Genomic DNA, 19,195 nt, shown 5'->3' with positions numbered 1-19,195 from the left:
TAAATACATAAAATATAAAGCGTTTTCAAGAAAGGGAGTAAATTCTAATGACAGAACAAAAGTACATCATGGCGATCGATCAAGGAACAACAAGTTCAAGAGCAATTATTTTTGATAAAAAAGGGAACAACATCGGTAGTTCTCAAAAGGAATTTACCCAAATTTTTCCAAAAGCAGGTTGGGTAGAGCATAATGCAAATGAAATTTGGAATTCTGTTCAATCGGTCATTGCAGGTGCTTTGATCGAGTCAGGTGTTAAACCTTCTGATATCGCGGGAATAGGTATTACCAATCAACGTGAAACAACGGTTGTATGGGACAAGGAAACAGGGTTACCGATTTATAATGCGATCGTTTGGCAGTCTCGTCAATCTTCACCAATTGCTGATCAATTAAAAGAAGATGGACATGGTGACATGATTCACGAAAAAACAGGCTTGATCATAGATGCTTATTTTTCAGCAACCAAAATTCGCTGGATCTTAGATCATGTTGAAGGGGCACAAGAACGTGCTGAAAAAGGAGAGCTATTATTTGGAACGATCGATTCTTGGTTAGTTTGGAAATTAACGGGTGGAGAAACCCATGTAACAGACTATTCAAATGCAAGTCGCACGATGTTATTCAATATTCACGATTTAGATTGGGATCAAGATATTTTAGATATTTTAAACATTCCTCGGGTGATGCTGCCAAAAGCAACATCAAATTCTGAAGTGTATGGACTAACGAAAAACTATCATTTCTATGGAAGCGAAATTCCGATTTCAGGCATGGCAGGTGACCAACAAGCTGCATTATTTGGGCAAATGGCCTTTGAACCTGGAATGGTTAAAAATACGTATGGTACAGGTTCATTTATCGTCATGAATACAGGTGAAAAACCGCAGCTTTCTGACAATAATCTACTTACAACAATCGGTTATGGGATCAATGGTAAAGTGTATTACGCACTAGAAGGAAGTATCTTTGTAGCAGGTTCTGCCATTCAATGGCTGCGTGATGGCTTGAAGATGATCCAAACAGCTGCAGAATCTGAAGCCGTAGCAAATGAATCACACAACAAAAATGAAGTCTATGTTGTACCTGCCTTTACAGGTCTTGGTGCACCATATTGGGACTCAGATGCAAGAGGTGCTGTGTTTGGTTTAACAAGAGGAACGACGAGAGAAGATTTTGTAAAAGCAACCTTGCAATCGGTCGCTTATCAAGTGAGGGATATCATTGATACGATGCAAAAAGATACAGGTATCGATATTCCCATCTTAAAAGTCGATGGAGGCGCTGCTAATAATGATTTATTGATGCAATTCCAAGCAGATATTTTGAATACGTCTGTTCAAAAAGCACAAAACTTAGAAACAACAGCGTTAGGTGCCGCATTTTTAGCAGGTTTAGCGGTTGGTTTTTGGAAAGATCTAGATGAATTAAAAGAATTTTACGAAGATGGACAAGTGTTTGAAGCGAAAATGTCCGCTGAAGAACGAGATGATTTATACGAAGGCTGGCAACAAGCTGTCGCTGCCACACAAATGTTCAAACATAAATCAAAATAAAGGAAGAAGTGAGTGGTATGTCATTTTCAATTAAAACAAGACAAGCATCGATTGAAAAGATGAAGTCTGAAGAATTAGATTTATTGATCATTGGCGGTGGGATTACAGGCGCAGGTGTTGCCTTACAAGCAAGTGCTGCTGGTATGAAAACGGGTTTGATCGAAATGCAGGACTTTGCGGAAGGAACCTCTTCTCGTTCAACAAAATTAGTCCATGGCGGGATTCGTTATTTGAAAAATTTTGATGTAGAAGTTGTAGCGGACACAGTTCAAGAGCGCGCAGTTGTCCAAGCCATTGCGCCTCATATTCCAAAGCCAGATCCAATGCTTTTACCGATTTATGATGAACCCAAGGCAACATTTAATATGTTTTCGGTCAAAGTGGCAATGGATCTTTATGACCGCTTAGCTAATGTGATCGGAACAAAATATGAAAATTATACACTGACCAAAGATGAAGTGTTAGAAAGAGAACCTCAACTGAAAAGTGAGGGTTTACAAGGTGGCGGCGTCTATCTAGATTTTAGAAATAATGATGCGCGTTTGGTCATAGAAAATATCAAACGTGCTGCAACAGATGGTGGTTTGATGGTCAGCAAAGTCAAAGCAGTGGGCTTTATTCAAAACGACCAAGGCAAAATCATTGGTGTCAAAGCAGAAGATGTATTGACAGGCGAATCATTTGAAATCAAAGCCAAAGTCGTCATCAATACGACAGGGCCTTGGTCAGATAAAGTTCGTGGTTTGAATACAAAAGAAAAGTTGATTCCACAAATGCGTCCCACAAAAGGGGTTCATCTTGTCGTGGATAGCAGCAAATTATACGTACCTCAACCAACTTATTTCGATACAGGCAAACATGATGGGCGGATGGTTTTCGTTGTTCCTAGAGAAAAGAAAACTTATTTTGGAACAACTGATACAGATTATACAGGTGATTATGAACATCCAACTGTTACCCAAGAGGATGTCGATTACTTGCTGGAAATCGTCAATAGTCATTATCCTAAAGCAAATGTGACGATCGATGACATCGAAGCAAGCTGGGCTGGTCTTAGACCCTTGATTTCAGAAAATGGTGGATCAGATTATAATGGCGGCAATAATGGCAAAGTTTCTGATGAAAGCTTCGATCAAGTCATCGAGATTGTTGATAAGTATAAAAATCAGCAAGCCACGCGTTTTGATGTCGAAAATGTTTTGAATCACCTAGAAGATTCATTAGCTGAAAGCAAAGAAAATCCTTCAGCTGTTTCACGTGGTAGTTTACTAGAACGTTCGGATGATGGTTTATTGACATTGTCAGGAGGCAAAATCACAGATTATCGTAAGATGGCCGAAGGAGCTTTAAAAGAGATTCAACGTATTTTGAAAGCAGAATTTAATTGTGCGTTTGAGTTGATTGATTCTAAAACCTATCCTGTTTCTGGCGGAAATCTTGATGCGGCAAATGTGGAGACGGAATTAAATACTCTTGCAAAAATCGGTGTGGAAAAAGGGTTGAGCCAAGAAGAGGCAGAATATCTAGCTCACTTATATGGTTCAAACGTAACAGAACTTTTTGAAAACATCGCTACAACTGAACCGGTAGCAGGTTTAAGTTTAGCTGAAACATTGGCACTTCATTATGCTTTAGATAATGAGATGGTACTAACGCCGGCCGACTATCTTGTACGTCGAACGAATCACTTACTTTTCATGAGAGATACACTGGATGAAGTGAAACAAGGTGTGATTTCTGAAATGAGCCATTACTATCATTGGTCTGAAAACCAAGTAGAACGTTATACAAACGAGCTAAATCAATTGATCGCAGAATCTGACTTGAGTATATTGAAAGAAGGGACGAAGTAAAATGGATACTTCAAATATGACACAGATTTTCAGTGAGTTTTTAGGGACAATGATTTTGATTCTTTTAGGAGACGGTGTATGTGCTGGAGTTAATCTAAAGAAAAGTAAGGCGGCTGCCTCTGGTTGGATCGTGATCGCTTTTGGTTGGGCGATGGCTGTAACGATTGCTGTTTATGTTGCAGGGTATATGGGACCAGCCCATTTGAATCCAGCAGTAACGATCGCAATGGCGATGACCGGAAGTTTTGAATGGAGCTTAGTTGTGCCTTTTATTATCGCTCAAGTGCTAGGAGCAATTGTAGGAGCGGTTTTAGTTTGGCTAGCATATTTACCTCACTGGCAAGTAACAGAAGATCAAGGCGCGATTTTAGGGACGTTTGCTACAGGTCCTGCGATTCGTAATTATCCAGCGAATATGGTTACTGAAGTTATTGGGACATTTGTTTTAGTATTAGGTTTACTTTCATTTTCACAACACAGTTTTACAGATGGATTGAATCCATTAGTTGTTGGGGCATTGATTTTATCGATCGGTTTGTCTTTAGGTGGACCTACAGGGTATGCAATCAATCCTGCTCGGGATTTTGGCCCACGTTTAGCTCACCAATTATTGCCGATTTCAACAAAAGGGGATTCTGATTGGAGTTATTCATGGGTTCCTATCGTTGGACCTGTGATTGGAGCTGCTATTGCTTCAGGAGTTTATATGTTAATGGGTTGATTTTTATCGCAAGTTTACAGAGGATGAGACAAAAGCATATTTCCTAAGAAGTAGCTTTTTCTCACAGTTTATTCAGAACTAGAACCTGAAACAAAACTGATTTTTAGTTTTGCTTCGGGTTTTCATTTTTGTTTTTTTATAGTGAGTTGACTAAGACCTAACTAATTTTCTTATGAAAAAAATAGATATTTTATTTACAAGAGGGATATTTTTCTGTACTCTTAAATAGATTGATGGAATCGAGAACATCATAGTTGATTCTCAGTTAAAGCTGTACGAATCTGCCCAGCATTTAAATCTATCTAGCTACACAGGCTAGCCTTTCGGAAAAAAGATAAAAATAGAATGTGATAGAGAGCATCACAGTCGATTTTTCCTATTTTTCAGTCAAGGCAGAAGAGTCTGTTCAGCATTTAAGTCTATCTAGCTTTACAGGCTAGCCTTTCGGAAAAAAGATAAAAATAGAATGTGATAAAGAGCATCACAGTCGATTTTTCCTATTTTTCAGTCAAGGCAGAAAGAGCCTGTTCAGCTTTTAAAATAAAGGAGGAACAGGTGTGTCCTATCAAGAAATATTATTTCCTTTTCTCGGAGGATTAGGGATTTTTCTATTTGGTATGAAGTATATGGGAGATGGTTTACAGAAATCTGCTGGAGATTCGTTAAGGGAGATTTTGAATACCTTTACATCTACACCTTTAAGATCAGTTTTGGCAGGATTGATTGTTACGGCTATTATTCAAAGTAGTTCGGGGACGACTGTTTTGACAGTTGGATTGGTCAGTGTTGGGTTCATGTCTTTACGCCAAGCAATCGGTGTCATCATGGGAGCGAATGTCGGAACGACGGTAACAGCTTTTATCATTGGGTTTAATTTGAGTTCGTACTCATTACCGATCATTGGTGTTGGCTCGATTTTGCTGTTTTTCTCAAAAAGAGAGCGAATCAATAATGTGGGGCAAATTTTATTTGGCTTTGGTTGCTTATTCTATGGATTAAAATTAATGGGTGAAGGAATGGCGCCTTTGAGCACGTTGCCTCAGTTTGCGGATCTAATGGTAGACGTTTCTCATCATCCTATTCTCGGTGTAGGAATTGGAACCTTACTTACGATGGTTTTGCAAAGTTCTAGTGCAACGATCGGTATTTTACAACAATTGTATAGTCAAGGGAGCTTGGCAATTGAATCAGTTCTACCAATTTTGTTTGGGGATAATATAGGAACGACCATCACTGCTGTGATTGCAGCATTAGGTGTTAGCGTTGCTGCCAAGCGGACTGCAGCGTCACATGTTATTTTTAATCTAGTGGGTGCCATTATTTTTACAGCGCTGCTGACCCCCTTTACAGCGGTCGTAGTGCGCATTTCTAGCGCGTTAGATTTAAAACCAGCAATGCAGATTGCGGTAGCTCATGGTTTATTCAATATTTCTAATTTATTGATCCAGTTTTGGTTTATCAGAAAAATCGAATGGCTGGTGCGAAAAATCATCCCAGGAAAAGATAAAAGCATTGATTTTAAACCATCAAATCTAAATGAATCAATTATTCAAAATTCAGCTACATTAGCATTAAATCAAGCGAAAATCGAATTGTTGCAAATGGGTGAGTATGTTTTAGGGGCCTTTGAAGCAACAAAATCTTATTATGAGAAACAAGACAGTATCGACAAGGAGAATGCACGCCAGTATGAGACTGCGATCAATGATACGGATAATCGCTTGACGGAGTACTTGGTACAACTTTCAGCGACAGAGCTAACGATTTCTGAAAGTCATGAACAAACGATGATGTTAGAATTAACAAAAGATTTAGAACGAATTGGTGATCATTGCCGCAATATTATTCAAAATCTCAATGAAGCGATTCATCTAGAAAAGAAACAAAAAGCCAAAGAGAAAAAAGCAGGTAAAGTGTCTGATCGTGATACATTGATTTTATATGATGAAGATGTGGTAGACTTATTTGAAAAAGTATTAAAAAATATTCGTGATTCTCTGATTGTTTTTGAAAATGATGATAAAGAAATGGCCGCTCATATGCTGAGTCGGGAAGAACAAATCGACCAAATGGTCAAAATGCTTCGTAAAAAGTATATTTCCATCATGAATAGCGGAAAAGGTCGAGCAGCTGATGGGGTGCTATTTATCGATACAGCATCTAACTTAGAGCGAATGAGTGATCGTACGATCCACATGGCTAAGTATGTTTTAGGTGAACGCTATGGAACCGAAGAAATTGCAGTAGAACAATCAGTAAACCCAGTGATCACCCTGCAACCGTAGGAATAAAAAAGAAACCTTTATGACGTATTTTAAGCTTCAGTCATAAAGGTTTCTTTTTAGATTCTGTAGGATCAGCTGATACAAAATTTCTAATGGTTGATTGCTATCGAGTTTCAAAATAGGACTTTTAGAATACTTCATCTGGTAACTGTGTTCAGCAAATGTTCCAATATCAGAAGGATTTTTGGCCGTGTAATAAGTTTTACACCAATCTAAAAAGTCATTCGTTTGATTTCGTTTTGTATCTAACCATAAACAAGCTTCTCCTCCTCTAGTTATTTCTCTTTTGATCAGGCGTTGAAAGCGTTGCTCATCATCTAATGTGAGAAAAACTAAAAGATCTCGATCGGTAAAACCAGTAGGGTTCCATGAAAATACTGAGCCAGAAACAACAAAATGCTGGAATGTATCACGATCATCATGGTACATTTTTAAGCGTTGCTCGATCGGATAATTTTCGGAAAAATGTTTGTCCTTCCAAAGATAGTCATCTGTATCAATCCACTTAATTTGTTCTTTTTCAGCGATATAACTCCCTAAGGTACTTTTGCCTGTGCCTGATGCGCCGATAAGTTGAAGTTTCATCCTTATCCCTCCTGCTTTCAAAGAAATAATCTTAAAAAAGAAAATACACATTTGACTATTTCATTTACTAAGAATACTTTATAATAAATACTATCAATTGAGAAGAGGTAAGAATATGAAACATAATACTTTTTTGTCATCCGATCAAGTAACAACAAGTCATTTTATCTGCTGGGAACCTGAAAACGAGGCAATCGGAACGGTTCAAATCATTCATGGGATGGCAGAATATATTGAGCGTTATCATGATTTTGCGAAGTATTTAAATAATTTAGGTTTTATTGTGGTCGGTCATGATCATTTAGGGCACGGAGAATCTGTAGCAAATGATCAGCCGAAACATGGGTACTTTGGTCAGCGTGAACCAGTAACTTTTGTGTTGGAAGATATTGATCAAATCAAGGAATGGATCGAGGAAAATTACCCCAATCTACCGCATTTTATGATAGGACACAGTATGGGTTCTTTTGCTTTACGTAATTATTTACAATTATATAAATCTGAAATTAGCGGGGCTATTTTTATGGGAACTGGTAAAAGTGCAGCGATGCTGCCATTAGCTCTTTCTCTGACAAAAGGATTAAATCTAAGTGCCCCGCAAAAGCAAAATAAATGGCTGGACCATATGGCTTTTGGTTCTTTTAGCAAGCAATTTCCAGAAGCGGGGAGTTTTAATTGGTTAAGTAAAAATCAAGAAAATGTAAGACGTTATGAAGAAGATCCGTTAACAGGTTTTACTTTTACGAATAATGGTTTTTATACTTTGTTTCGTTTGGTAGATGGAGCAAACTGTAATGGTTGGGCGCAAAATATTGATCAAGACTTACCCATTTTAGTTATTAGTGGTGAGCAAGATCCGGTAGGGGATTTTGGTAAAGGACCTAGAAAAGTTGCCAAAGAACTAGACGAGGCAGGAATTAGAGACGTGTCACTTGTTTTGTTTGCCGATTTGCGCCATGAGATTTTACTGGAAGAAGAAAAAAATGAGGTCTATAAAGCAATTGGTAATTGGTTGCAAAAAAGACTAGATCTTGTCGTGAAAAAATAGAAATCTGTTTGCTATTTAATGGGTTTTTCTATAAACTACAAAGTAAGGTTAAAAAGTGCAAGGAGTAAAAAAATGAAGTGATTTATTGTGGGGAATTTTTCTGATCAGGAGGGTTGATTGTGGAAAAAATACGGTTAAGAAAACTAGGATTAGCAAACTTAAAATGGCTTCAAAAACATCCAGAATTAAAAGCGCAAAAAGAACAGGAAATCAGTCAAGCACTGTTTAACGATCCTTGTTGGAAAAATGCGCAAACGATCGCAATCACTAAACCACTTGCTTTTGAATTTGATACGCATATGTTACTTAATGAAGGTTGGCAAGAAGGAAAACAAATGTTGATGCCGATCACTGGCAAGAATCGAGTGTTGACGTTTCATAAGGTTACACCTGAAACTATTTTTGAACAGACGGAGTTTGGTGTGGAAGAGCCGCTAGATGCTTTGGCAGTTTCTAATGAACGGATCGATTTACTTGTTGTTCCAGGGATCGTGTTTACACATGAGGGGTTTCGGATTGGCTTTGGCGGTGGATTTTATGATCGTTTCCTACAACACTATCAAGGAGATACATGTAGTTTGGTATTCAGTGAACAGATTCAAGAAAATTGGCAGGTAGAATCTTTTGATTTGCCTGTAAAACGATTATTTATTAGCTAGGAGGAACACATGAATTATCAAACACAGATGAAAATAAAAAGAATTTTGAAGCAACCGTTAGTGACCTACTTGTTACTTGGAATCACGACGCTTGTTTTTCTGGGAATGGAACTGACAGGCGGGTCAGAAAATGGACAGGTTTTGGTCAACTGGGGAGCAATGTCGCGAGGTGAGATTCTTTATTTACATCAATATTGGCGCTTTTTTACCCCGATGTTTTTACATATCGGCTGGTTGCATTTTGTGGTAAATATGGTGACCTTGTATTATGTGGGGTCTCAGGTAGAAAGTATTTACGGCCATTGGCGCTATCTCGTGATTTATTTATTGAGTGGTGTGGCTGGAAATATTGTTAGCTTTACCTTTGGTTCACCGAATAGTATTTCGGCAGGTGCAAGTACGGCTCTATTTGGGTTGTTTGGTGCATTTGTTATCTTAGGTCGTCATTTTAGAAATAATCCAGCGATTTCATTTATGGTTCAACGTTATGCGACGTTTATTGGAATCAACTTGATTTTCAATTTATTTAGCAGTTCTGTGGATATCATGGGACATATCGGTGGTTTGATCGGTGGACTTTTAGTAGCTTCTGCTTTAGCTGTACCAGACCGTTCTGATGAGTTCAATATCCATGAACGAATCATTTCTGGCATCATCTTTGTATTTTTATTAGTCGTTTGTCTAGTCTTGGGTTTTAAAAAATTCGGTTTACTTGTATAATGAGGAAGTGCATTTAATGGAAACGCTATATGATGTACAACAGTTATTTAAACAATTCGGCATTTACATTTATGTAGGTGCTAGAATTTATGATATCGAGTTGATGATGATTGAATTGAAAAATATTTATGAAGGTCACTTGATTGATAGAGACACGTATCTCCATGCGAGAAGTGTTTTGCAACGAGAACATCGAATTGAAGAAAGCAGAGCGACTGAGAAAGGAACCGAGTAAATGGATAAGAAATTGATTGGGATTGATTTAGGCGGAACAACGATTAAGTTTGCGATTTTAACGACTGATGGAGATGTTCAGCAAAAGTGGAGTATTGAAACCAATATTCTGGATGAGGGCCGTCATATCGTGCCGGATATCATTGAATCAATCAATCACCGAATTTCTCTTTATGAGATGAAACATGAGGACTTTATTGGGATCGGTATGGGGACACCAGGTAGTGTAGATATAAAAAAAGGCACAGTAGTTGGTGCGTATAATCTTAACTGGACGAAAATCCAAAATGTAAAAGCACAAATCGAAGAAGCAACGGGGATTCCTTTTGTTTTAGATAATGATGCAAATGTAGCTGCCTTAGGTGAACGCTGGAAAGGTGCTGGTGAAAACAATCCAGATGTTGTGTTCATCACGCTTGGTACAGGTGTTGGCGGCGGTATTATCGCAGAAGGCAATCTATTACATGGGATCAATGGCTGTGCTGGCGAAATTGGTCATGTAACTGTTGATCCTGGAGGCTTTGAATGTACATGTGGTAAACGTGGGTGTCTGGAAACTGTTTCTAGCGCTACAGGTGTAGTTAGAGTTGCTCGCCATATGTCAGAAGAATATGCGGGGGATTCTCAGTTAAAACAAGCGATCGATGATGGTCAAGATGTTTCAAGTAAAGATGTTTTTGACTATGCACAAGCAGATGACCCATTTGCTTTGATGGTAGTTGATCGTGTATGCTATTTCTTAGGACTTGCAATCGGCAATGTAGGAAATACGTTAAATCCATCTAGTGTGGTGATTGGCGGCGGGGTTTCTGCAGCTGGTGAATTTTTACGAAGTCGTGTTCAAACCTATTTTGAAGAATTTACTTTCCCAGAAGTTCGTAACAGCACACAAGTCAAATTGGCTCAATTAGGAAATGAAGCTGGCGTCATCGGTGCTGCTTCACTTGCGTTACAATTTATGGAGAAAGAGTAAGAAAGGGATTTTAGAATGAATGTTTTATGGATTATTAATGGAATTTTATTAACAATTTTACTAGCAATGGGAATCAATGAATTATATCTTAGAATCATGGCGAAACGCTCTGCCAAAACAATCACAGAAGAAGAATTTAAAGAAGGCATGAGAAAAGCGCAAATTATTGATGTCCGTGAAAAAGATTCATTCGATGCGGGTCATATTCTTGGCGCACGCAGCATGCCTTACACAACGATCAAAACAACGTTGAATTCGATTCGTAAAGATCAGCCTGTTTATATTTATGATCAAAAAAAATCATTAAGTATTCGTACAGCAAATCAATTACGTAAAAATGGTTATAAAGATCTTTATATTTTAAAAGGCGGCTATGAAGGCTGGAAGGGTAAAACCAAAAAGAAAAATGCTTAATTAATCAAGTACAGAGATGGAAACGAGGGTCCGTAATGGGACAACGTTTACTTCTCTGTGCTTTTTGTTTCCTAGAGAAAATCATAAATCGTTTCTTTTTTGATCAATTGCGCTAAAATAAAAATGAGGTGACAGACATGATTCAATTAAAAAGAGCTTATGCAAAACCTGCTGCTTCTGATGGCTACCGAATATTGGTCGATCGTTTATGGCCTAGAGGAATGTCAAAAGAAAAAGAACATTTAGATTTGTGGCTGAAAGAAATCGCTCCAAGTGCCGAGCTTAGAAAATGGTTTAATCATGAGGCGGCTAAATATCCTGAATTTAAAGCAAAATATATAAGGGAACTACAAACAGGTAAGGCGCAAGCTGCATTTGAAGAGCTTGTGGGAATCGTAGAAACACATCAGATGCTTACCTTGATCTATAGTGCAAAAGACGAAAAGAATAATAATGCTGTTGTTTTAAAAGAATTGTTAGATAAGCGTTTTCCAAAGAAATAAAAAAACTGAAAGGAGGAAGAAAATGAAAATTGCGATCGTTGGTGGTGGTCCTCGAGGCCTTTCAGTTTTGGAGCGAATTGTGGAGTGGTCAAGAGAAGAGCAGGTAGTTCAGATCACCATGTTTGATCCTTATGGTCCAGGAGGCAAAGTTTGGCGGGAAGATCAGCCTTATCATTGTTGATGAATTCAGTGGCTTCCCACGTCACTTTATTTACCGATGAAACGCTGAGTACCAAAGGGCCTATAGCTAAAGGACCAAACTTATATGAGTGGGCACAACATGAAGCGGCTGTTTTTATCAAGCAAAACAATATTGAAAATAAAATAAAGCTTCTAGAAGAATGTGAACGTTTAGGACCAAATGATCACTGTTCACGGGTTGTTTATGGCTTATATCAAAAATGGTTTTATGAATACGTGCAAACGAGAATGACCGCACAAACCTCAGTAAAATTTTTTAAAGACACTGTAAGAGCGGTGAAAAGGCAAGATGAGCAGTTCTTGGTTTATACTAAAGCGGTAGAAACTACAGCGGATACTGTCATCTTAGCGTTAGGGCACCAAGAAATAGAATTGACCGGCAGTGAAAAGAATTTAGCGGCGTTTGCTAGCGAGCATCGTTTATTTTATTCTTCACCGAAAAATGCCGCAGATGCTTATCTTGAAGCAATCACAGAACACGCAACAGTTATGATTAGAGGATTGGGCTTGGTCTTTTTTGATTATCTCACTTTATTGACGAGTGATCGTGGTGGTTTTTTTGAAGAGAAGGAAGGAAAATTAGTTTATCATTGTTCCGGAAAAGAGCCTAAAATCATCGCAGGTTCTAGGCGTGGGCTCCCTTATCATGCTAGGGGAGTCAATCAAAAGGGCTATGGGGAAGAATATCAGCCGCGTTTTCTGAAGGTAAAGAGCTTGAATAAGTTTAAAAGAAAAGAACGATTTTCAGCTGAACAGTTTTTTGAACTTTTAAAAAAAGAAGTCGAGTTTGCCTATTATGCAGCGTTGCTCAAAGAACGCTATCCTCAAGTTAATCAAGTGCGGTTTTGTGAAGAATTTGTACGAACCAAAGGAGCCGTTTCGATTTTAGAAAAATATAATATTGCTGAAACTGACTTTTGGGATTGGTCGATCATTCAACAACCGGCTCAAGAGATAACTGAATCAGAATCGTTTCGGTCTTTCATTAGTAGATATTTAGAATGGGATTTTAAGGAAGCAAAAAAAGGCAATTTGTCTGGACCATTCAGTACAGCATTAGATAGTCTCAAGGATTTACGAGACGAAGTGCGTTTTGCCTTGGATCAAAAGCTATTTTCTGACGATGAATGTAAAAAATGGTTGTGGGATTGGTTCACGCCATTGAATGCGTTTTTATCGATCGGACCACCACCGGAACGTGTGGCGGAATTAAAGGCGTTGATTGAGGCAGGAGTGGTCACAATCCTAGAACCAGAAATGAAGGTTGAGACAGAAAACGGCGAGTTTGTTACATATTCTGCAAAAAATCCAGTTAAAAAATATCAGGCCCATTTTCTATTAGAAGCAAGATTGCCGAAAACGGCGAATCAAATCAGTTTAAATCCTCTAGTTCAGCAGCTTCTAAGAGAGGAAATGGTAGGACTGCATCAACTGGAGTTAGCCTCTGGAAAGAGGTATCAAACCGGAGCACTTTTAGTAGATAAGCAAACAAATCAAGTACAATCTCAAGCTGGAAAAACGATCGCTGGACTGTTTTGTTATGGCGTTCCAACTGAAGGAATTCATTGGCTGACTACAGCGACATCGAGACCTGGAACTGATCCATGGAATTTACGTGAGGCAGATATGATTGCTGGAACGATCTTTAAAAATTAGAAGTCTAAAAGTGATGTATAACGAGGATTTATTATTTGGTCTGTTTGTTCCAACTCCCCCTTTTTTTAAAGAGCTTCAAAAGTGTCGTTTATTTGGTCTCAAATAAGCGACTTTCTTTTAAAGTTTAGGATTTTCTTATAAAATAAGGGAGATTCATAGTAATGACTATATGAAAAAGGAGTGTTTCCCCATGATAAAATCAAATGATCAATCTACAAAATCGACAAGTCGTCCAGAGTTATTATTCTTATTTACCCTGTTGATTGGGATCAGCTATCAATTTATTCCCGTTTTATTCCCAGAAAATAGTATCCAATTTTTAGGGACTGTCTGGAATGTGGTATTTAGTTTTTTAGTGGGTTTTTTTCTTTTAAGAGGTCCTTTTTTAGAGCAGTTTAAGCATTTTAAATTTACTGTCTTGCTGTATGGTATTCCGTTAGTACTCGTAGTTGGTATAGCTTCTAGCTTGATTTTTAGCACTTTTATTGGGCAAACAACGACAAATTCGATCAGTGAAGTATTGACGAAACAGATGATTTTTACACAAATCCCGCTCATGTTGCTAGGTGAAGAACTACTGAGTACCAATTTAATCTTAGCACTTGAAGCGAAAGGTATGTCATTTAAATGGGCCAGTTTGATTTGTGGGGTGCTGTTTGCACTTTGGCATATTCCTGCATATGGTTTTCATATCGCTCAGCTTTTGATTACGCTGATGCCTGTCCGTCTAGCTCTAAATTATGTATGGAAGAAATCCTCTAGTGTTTGGGTCAGTTGGATCTGTCATTTTCTGTATGACGGTTTGAGTTTTATTGGAATGTTAGTTGGAAAGTAAAGATCATGTAGAGAAAGAACAAGCTAAAATTGCTTTGAAATTTTAGCTTGTTTTTTCATTTAGCAAGGTGATGAAAAAATAGGATTTCAAGGATTAGTCGTTAGCCTGCGTATTCTTTAAATTTGTGTGGAAATCTTCTGAAATGGTTGTTAGTAATTTTGCAAGATGCTGATGACCTAACACATCAAGAGTTTTGATTGCCTGTTGCACCATTGTTTCACCTTGTTGGTTATCTTCTTTTGCGATAAGAAGGAGTCCTTTATAGTAATGATAAAAATTACGGAAAAAAAGTTCTCCAGCTTCTTCAGTGAAGATCCAAAGTTTTTGCATTAAAATTTCTGCATAGCTTAATTCCATAGAAAGTAGCAGTTCATAAATTTCGTTGACTAGTAATGTGCAGATAACATTTTTTCCGCGATTAAAGCTTGCATATCGATCAATTGATTGCAGCAAAATATTAAAATAGAGAACTTTTTCTTCATAGTCGACATAATCAAGTGTGTTTGCAAAAAAACGTAGTTCTTCCAATGTCCAAGTTTGAATCGTTGCAAGGTAATTTGTAATAGTGGTCAAAGATTCGTTATTGATTGCTTTTTTTGAATAACGACCCGTTTGCTCATAACTTTCCAACTGATCGATCCTGGCTGATATCTCTGCTATTTTAAGCTGATCGATCGGAGTAAGTATTTGTTTCTTTTCAATTTCTTTTCTTAAATGAATCAAGCCTTGAATATTATTTGAATTACTATATTTCCCATAAATGGTATAAAATTGCTCTGTTTCAGATTCTTGAAAATCATTATAGATATACAGAAATTCATCGATTGCCATGGGTAAACGATCTAAAATTTGTTTTAATAGAAAAAATGAAATTTCATGTTTTCCTTGTTCGAATCTGATAGCATAAGATTTTGAGATGATTCCTTGGTATAGTTCTTTCTGCGAGATATTCTTTTTTATACGCAGATCTCGAATTTGTTCGCCATAGGTTTTTATTAAAAGCCCTCCTAAATGTATTAAGTTAGCCTTAGTTTACCATGTTAAAAAAAACGTCCCGAATATTTTGTTTTAAATAAGGCAGTTTTTTTGAAGAAGAGATGAGCAATTTAAAATCCCTCAATTTCTAAACATTAATGTCGAGAAATTGAGGGATTTGCTTGATTAATTGAATTGGTCAAATAAATAGTTGTCAAAGTTAGCTTTTTTTTCGATAATAAATCTTGTTGTAAACAATTCCGCATAAAGCTGCAATAGTCATAAAAAGACCGAGTTTCCAGTTGAATGAGTTTGGCGTTTCCCCCATTTTTGGTAGTATTGTTAATGATTTATTTTGATTAGTAGTGGGCGATACTTGCTTAGTTGCTTTAAGTAAATTGATTTCTTGTGTCTTATTAGCTGTTGGAGCATACTGGTTTAATTCAGTCTGCTCTTTTTTTTGTGAAATTGGTTTGACCACTTGTTCTTGTTCTTTTTTAGAAGAGGATGGATTTGATTTTGGGGTGTTATCTTGCATGACTATTGGTTTTTCTATAACTGTTTGTGTTGATTTTGGATCAGGGATTTCTTGTTTCGGTGTTTCTTTTATTGGAATAAGAGGTTTTTCGGTCGTGTTTGGAACGGGTGTTTCTATGCTAGGTGTCTCATTAATTGGTGTTTTTGGCCCATTAGAATCTATTTGTATAACTTTGGGATCCGGTGTTTCTTGTTTTGGTGTTTCTTTAGGAGGATCAGAAGGTATCTCAGTTGCTTCTTCATTAGGTACTGTGGGTTTATCGGGTCCTTGTGCAGAAGCCATGCCTAAGATGTCTGCTTTCAAGCCATCACTAATGATAGTATCACTTTTTTCTGCTTTAATCTCTCCGTTTTCGAAAACAGTAAAAATATCTGTACCAATATGAACCGTAGTGATGGTATTTTCATCTGCCAAGGCAGATCGTGATCCTGCAAAGAATAGTAATGCAGTAAATAAGCTAATTATTACAGCAAATTGATTGATTTTTTTCATAAATATTCTCTTCTTTCAGTAGCTATTTTTGATTCGTTATAGTTTATTGTTAAGAAACTTAGCTAACTATACGCCCAAATTTAAATAAAATACCAGATGGTCTAGTATTTGCTACCTAGGAAATTGGGTAAAAAAAATAATTCAGATTTAATTAAAAATAGACACCCCTGTTGGTGATAAAGAACATCACAACAGGGGTATCTATTTTTAAAGAGAGTTAAGTCTTTGTTCCGTTTTACTATTATCGAGAAATGCGTTTACGCATTGCCTTTTTACGGTTTTCCTCGATCATATCTTCTTTTTCTTCAATTGGGTCAAGAACAGTTTTTTTGATAGTAGCTACAAAACCGACCACAGCTGCACAAGTTACAGCTGTCCCTACAAGCATACCTGAAATAAATTTTTTCATATAAATTTCTCCTTTCAGTTAGTTACACATCTCTATTATGAACCAAAGTCAGAAAAAAATCCAATAGATAGTAACAAAAGCGGTTCAGCTTCGATCCATTCCTATTTTTTGAATGGGTCTTTTGTTGTATGTGTTTGAAGAATGTAATCGTTTTACGAAATAACTTGTAAAAATTAGTAAATGTTTTACAATTAATTTACTAAAAAGAACGAAGAGGTGACAATTGTGGAAAATGAGTTGAAAAAACTGTTTCATACTGTTTTTGGGGTAACATCTGAAGAGGTATATTTTGCCCCTGGTAGAATTAATTTGATTGGTGAACACACGGACTATAATGGCGGACATGTTTTTCCAGCGGCGATTACAATCGGAACATATGGGATTGCCCGTAAACGAGAAGATCGAGTTATCCGCTTTTATTCAGAAAATTTTTCAGATTTAGGAATTATTGAGCTTTCCTTAACAGATTTAGCTTACAAAGAAGAACATGATTGGACGAATTACCCTAAAGGAATGCTTCATTATTTGATAGAAGATGGCTATATTATCGATCATGGGTTGGATATTCTCTTTTATGGCACCATCCCAAATGGTGCTGGCCTTTCTTCGTCAGCTTCGATTGAGCTGTTGACTGGAGTTATTTTAAAGGATCTTTTTGATTTAGATATTAAAATGCTGGATTTAGTTATTACTGGAAAGCGCGTAGAAAATCATTTTATCGGTGTAAATTCTGGTATCATGGATCAATTTGCGATCGGTATGGGGAAAAGAAATCAAGCTATTTTATTAGATACTAATACACTGGATTATGAATTGGTCCCAGCAGATTTTGGGGAATATGTGATTGCGATTATGAATACAAACAAGCGCAGAGAATTGGCTGACTCAAAGTACAATGAACGCCGGGCGGAATGTGAATTGGCTTTGAGTCGACTGCAAACAATTTTGCCAATCAAATCATTGGGTGAGTTGACAGAAGAAAGCTTCGAACAAAATCAAGCGATTATTGCTGATGAAAAACTAATTCGTCGTGCAAAACATGCAGTGACTGAAAACCAGCGGACGATCAAGGCAAAAAATGCACTCGTGAAAAATGACCTGAAACTCTTTGGAGAATTACTGAATGCCTCTCACGCTTCTTTAAAAGACGACTATGAAGTGACAGGAATCGAACTGGATACATTGGTAGGCACTGCACAAAAGCTTCCTAGTGTGTTAGGAGCTAGAATGACAGGAGCGGGCTTTGGCGGTTGTGCAATTGCGTTGGTGAAAGAGAGTGAATTAACAGATTTTATCGAACAGGTAGGGCAAGTCTATCAAGAAAAAATTGGATATTCAGCAGATTTTTATATGGCCAATGTTGATGATGGAGCTAGAAAGCTGTAAAATAGAGAAGGCGTAAAAAGACGTTGATTTCTGGTGGATTTAAATAAGGAGGCAATAGTATGTCAATTTTAGTTTTAGGTGGAGCAGGGTATATTGGCTCTCATGCAGTGGATCAGTTGATCAATAAGGGATATGAAGTGGCGGTTGTTGATAATCTTCTGACTGGACATAAAGAAGCAATTCATACAAAAGCAACGTTTTATCAAGGGGATATTAGAGATAAGTCATTTATGCAAAAAGTATTTCAAAATGAAACAATTGATGGTGTAATACATTTTGCCGCAAGCTCACTTGTTGGCGAATCGGTAGAAAAACCATTAGTGTACTTTAATAACAATGTTTACGGGACGCAAATCGTGCTAGAAGTAATGGAAGAGTTTGGCGTTAAGAATATTGTATTTTCTTCAACAGCTGCTACCTATGGAGAACCAAAAGAGATGCCGATCGTAGAAACAATGGCGACCAATCCAGAAAATCCATATGGTGAAAGTAAGTTAATGATGGAAAAAATGATGAAATGGTGTGACCAAGCATATGGTATACGTTATGTAGCATTACGGTATTTCAATGTAGCTGGTGCTAAATCAGATGCTTCGATCGGTGAAGATCACGATCCAGAGACGCATTTGATTCCGATCATTTTACAAACGGCTTTAGGACAAAGAGAGTATTTAGGCATTTATGGGGATGATTACGATACACCTGATGGTACCTGTATTCGTGACTATGTCTATATTGAAGATTTGATTGCCGCTCATATTGCAGCTTTAGATTATTTACAAAAAGGCAATGAGAGCAATATCTTCAATTTAGGAAGTAATACTGGTTATTCAGTCAAAGAAATGTTGGAAGCAGCACGAACTGTAACAGGTAAAGAAATTCCAGCTAAAGTGTTGCCACGTCGTCTAGGGGATCCAAGCAGACTTGTTGCTTCAAGTGAAAAAGCAAAAGCTATCTTAGCTTGGCAACCTCAAGTCACAGATATCAGTGAGATTATCAAAACAGCTTGGGATTGGCATGTTAGTCATCCAAAAGGATATGATTCTATTTAGAATTACACGATAATATCCGCTTTATATTGCTCTTGATCGTTCATATGAGCTATTTGTTTTGTAGGCTAGTTCCTTGAAAAAGAGAATAATAGGCTGAACG

At 37.3% G+C, this 19,195-nt stretch carries 18 protein-coding genes and 1 pseudogene; 15 read left to right on the top strand and 4 right to left on the bottom strand.

Translation table 11 applies throughout. The annotated features are described in order from the left end of the window. Window positions 1-47: 47 nt before the first annotated feature. From glpK to V192_RS0114610, 4 genes are all read left to right on the top strand, one after another. Window positions 48-1,556 carry a glycerol kinase GlpK gene (gene glpK / locus V192_RS0114625; RefSeq protein WP_025872980.1) on the top strand — a complete coding sequence of 503 codons (1,509 nt, stop codon included), beginning with the start codon at window positions 48-50 and terminating at the stop codon, window positions 1,554-1,556. A gap of 17 nt (window positions 1,557-1,573) precedes the next feature. Continuing rightward, window positions 1,574-3,409, top strand: coding sequence for a type 1 glycerol-3-phosphate oxidase (glpO, locus tag V192_RS0114620; RefSeq protein WP_025872978.1), 1,836 nt, complete (start codon window positions 1,574-1,576; stop codon window positions 3,407-3,409). Between the two features lies 1 nt (window position 3,410). Continuing rightward, window positions 3,411-4,130 carry an MIP/aquaporin family protein gene (locus tag V192_RS0114615; RefSeq protein ID WP_025872976.1) on the top strand — a complete coding sequence of 240 codons (720 nt, stop codon included), beginning with the start codon at window positions 3,411-3,413 and terminating at the stop codon, window positions 4,128-4,130. A gap of 557 nt (window positions 4,131-4,687) precedes the next feature. Further along, window positions 4,688-6,415: a Na/Pi cotransporter family protein gene (locus V192_RS0114610; RefSeq protein ID WP_025872974.1), complete on the top strand. Its 1,728-nt coding sequence runs from the start codon at window positions 4,688-4,690 to the stop codon at window positions 6,413-6,415. Window positions 6,416-6,451: 36 nt separating this feature from the next. On the opposite strand, the gene V192_RS0114605 is transcribed toward V192_RS0114610, so the two are convergent. After that, complete coding sequence (locus V192_RS0114605) at window positions 6,452-7,000, bottom strand: AAA family ATPase (RefSeq protein ID WP_025872972.1); 549 nt, start codon at window positions 6,998-7,000, stop codon at window positions 6,452-6,454. A 115-nt stretch (window positions 7,001-7,115) separates the two neighbouring features. On the opposite strand from V192_RS0114605, the gene V192_RS0114600 reads away from it, so the two are divergent. From V192_RS0114600 to V192_RS0114560, 9 genes and pseudogenes are all read left to right on the top strand, one after another. Continuing rightward, a complete protein-coding gene (locus V192_RS0114600) occupies window positions 7,116-8,048 on the top strand; it encodes an alpha/beta fold hydrolase (protein WP_025872970.1) in 933 nt (310 codons plus the stop codon). Between the two features lie 119 nt (window positions 8,049-8,167). Then, on the top strand, window positions 8,168-8,707 hold the full coding sequence (locus V192_RS0114595; RefSeq protein WP_025872968.1) for a 5-formyltetrahydrofolate cyclo-ligase: 540 nt from the start codon (window positions 8,168-8,170) through the stop codon (window positions 8,705-8,707). A gap of 9 nt (window positions 8,708-8,716) precedes the next feature. Further along, window positions 8,717-9,427: a rhomboid family intramembrane serine protease gene (locus V192_RS0114590; RefSeq protein WP_025872966.1), complete on the top strand. Its 711-nt coding sequence runs from the start codon at window positions 8,717-8,719 to the stop codon at window positions 9,425-9,427. 16 nt (window positions 9,428-9,443) lie between these two features. Further along, window positions 9,444-9,662, top strand: coding sequence for a YqgQ family protein (locus tag V192_RS0114585; RefSeq protein ID WP_010760500.1), 219 nt, complete (start codon window positions 9,444-9,446; stop codon window positions 9,660-9,662). After that, complete coding sequence (locus V192_RS0114580) at window positions 9,663-10,634, top strand: ROK family glucokinase (RefSeq protein WP_025872965.1); 972 nt, start codon at window positions 9,663-9,665, stop codon at window positions 10,632-10,634. A 15-nt stretch (window positions 10,635-10,649) separates the two neighbouring features. Further along, window positions 10,650-11,048 (top strand): rhodanese-like domain-containing protein, encoded by a 399-nt coding sequence (locus V192_RS0114575; protein WP_025872964.1) that lies wholly within the window; start codon window positions 10,650-10,652, stop codon window positions 11,046-11,048. Window positions 11,049-11,185: 137 nt separating this feature from the next. Then, window positions 11,186-11,551, top strand: a complete 366-nt coding sequence (locus tag V192_RS0114570) for a DUF488 domain-containing protein (RefSeq protein ID WP_025872963.1) — start codon at window positions 11,186-11,188, stop codon at window positions 11,549-11,551. 22 nt (window positions 11,552-11,573) lie between these two features. After that, window positions 11,574-13,408: pseudogene (locus V192_RS20330) on the top strand (FAD/NAD(P)-binding protein). Window positions 13,409-13,598: 190 nt separating this feature from the next. Next, on the top strand, window positions 13,599-14,243 hold the full coding sequence (locus V192_RS0114560; protein WP_025872961.1) for a CPBP family intramembrane glutamic endopeptidase: 645 nt from the start codon (window positions 13,599-13,601) through the stop codon (window positions 14,241-14,243). 93 nt (window positions 14,244-14,336) lie between these two features. Here the strand turns inward: V192_RS0114560 and V192_RS0114555 are convergent, their stop codons facing one another. The 3 genes from V192_RS0114555 to V192_RS21320 form a co-directional block, all read right to left on the bottom strand. Next, window positions 14,337-15,209, bottom strand: coding sequence for a helix-turn-helix domain-containing protein (locus tag V192_RS0114555; protein WP_275574551.1), 873 nt, complete (start codon window positions 15,207-15,209; stop codon window positions 14,337-14,339). A 229-nt stretch (window positions 15,210-15,438) separates the two neighbouring features. Then, on the bottom strand, window positions 15,439-16,248 hold the full coding sequence (locus V192_RS0114550) for a hypothetical protein (RefSeq protein ID WP_025872957.1): 810 nt from the start codon (window positions 16,246-16,248) through the stop codon (window positions 15,439-15,441). A gap of 241 nt (window positions 16,249-16,489) precedes the next feature. Beyond that, complete coding sequence (locus tag V192_RS21320; protein WP_082266043.1) at window positions 16,490-16,657, bottom strand: DUF3042 family protein; 168 nt, start codon at window positions 16,655-16,657, stop codon at window positions 16,490-16,492. A 225-nt stretch (window positions 16,658-16,882) separates the two neighbouring features. Between V192_RS21320 and V192_RS0114540 the strand changes: the two genes are divergently transcribed. Beyond that, window positions 16,883-18,043: a galactokinase gene (locus V192_RS0114540; RefSeq protein WP_025872955.1), complete on the top strand. Its 1,161-nt coding sequence runs from the start codon at window positions 16,883-16,885 to the stop codon at window positions 18,041-18,043. A gap of 59 nt (window positions 18,044-18,102) precedes the next feature. Continuing rightward, the gene (galE, locus tag V192_RS0114535) at window positions 18,103-19,095 is read left to right on the top strand and encodes a UDP-glucose 4-epimerase GalE (RefSeq protein WP_025872953.1); all 993 of its coding nucleotides are present in this window, start codon (window positions 18,103-18,105) and stop codon (window positions 19,093-19,095) included. Window positions 19,096-19,195 lie beyond the last annotated feature (100 nt).

The organism is Enterococcus crotali, from assembly GCF_000633635.1.
Taxonomy (GTDB): domain Bacteria; phylum Bacillota; class Bacilli; order Lactobacillales; family Enterococcaceae; genus Enterococcus_L; species Enterococcus_L crotali.
Note: the sequence above shows the minus strand (reverse complement) of the source record. Positions and strands in the feature narration are given on the sequence as shown.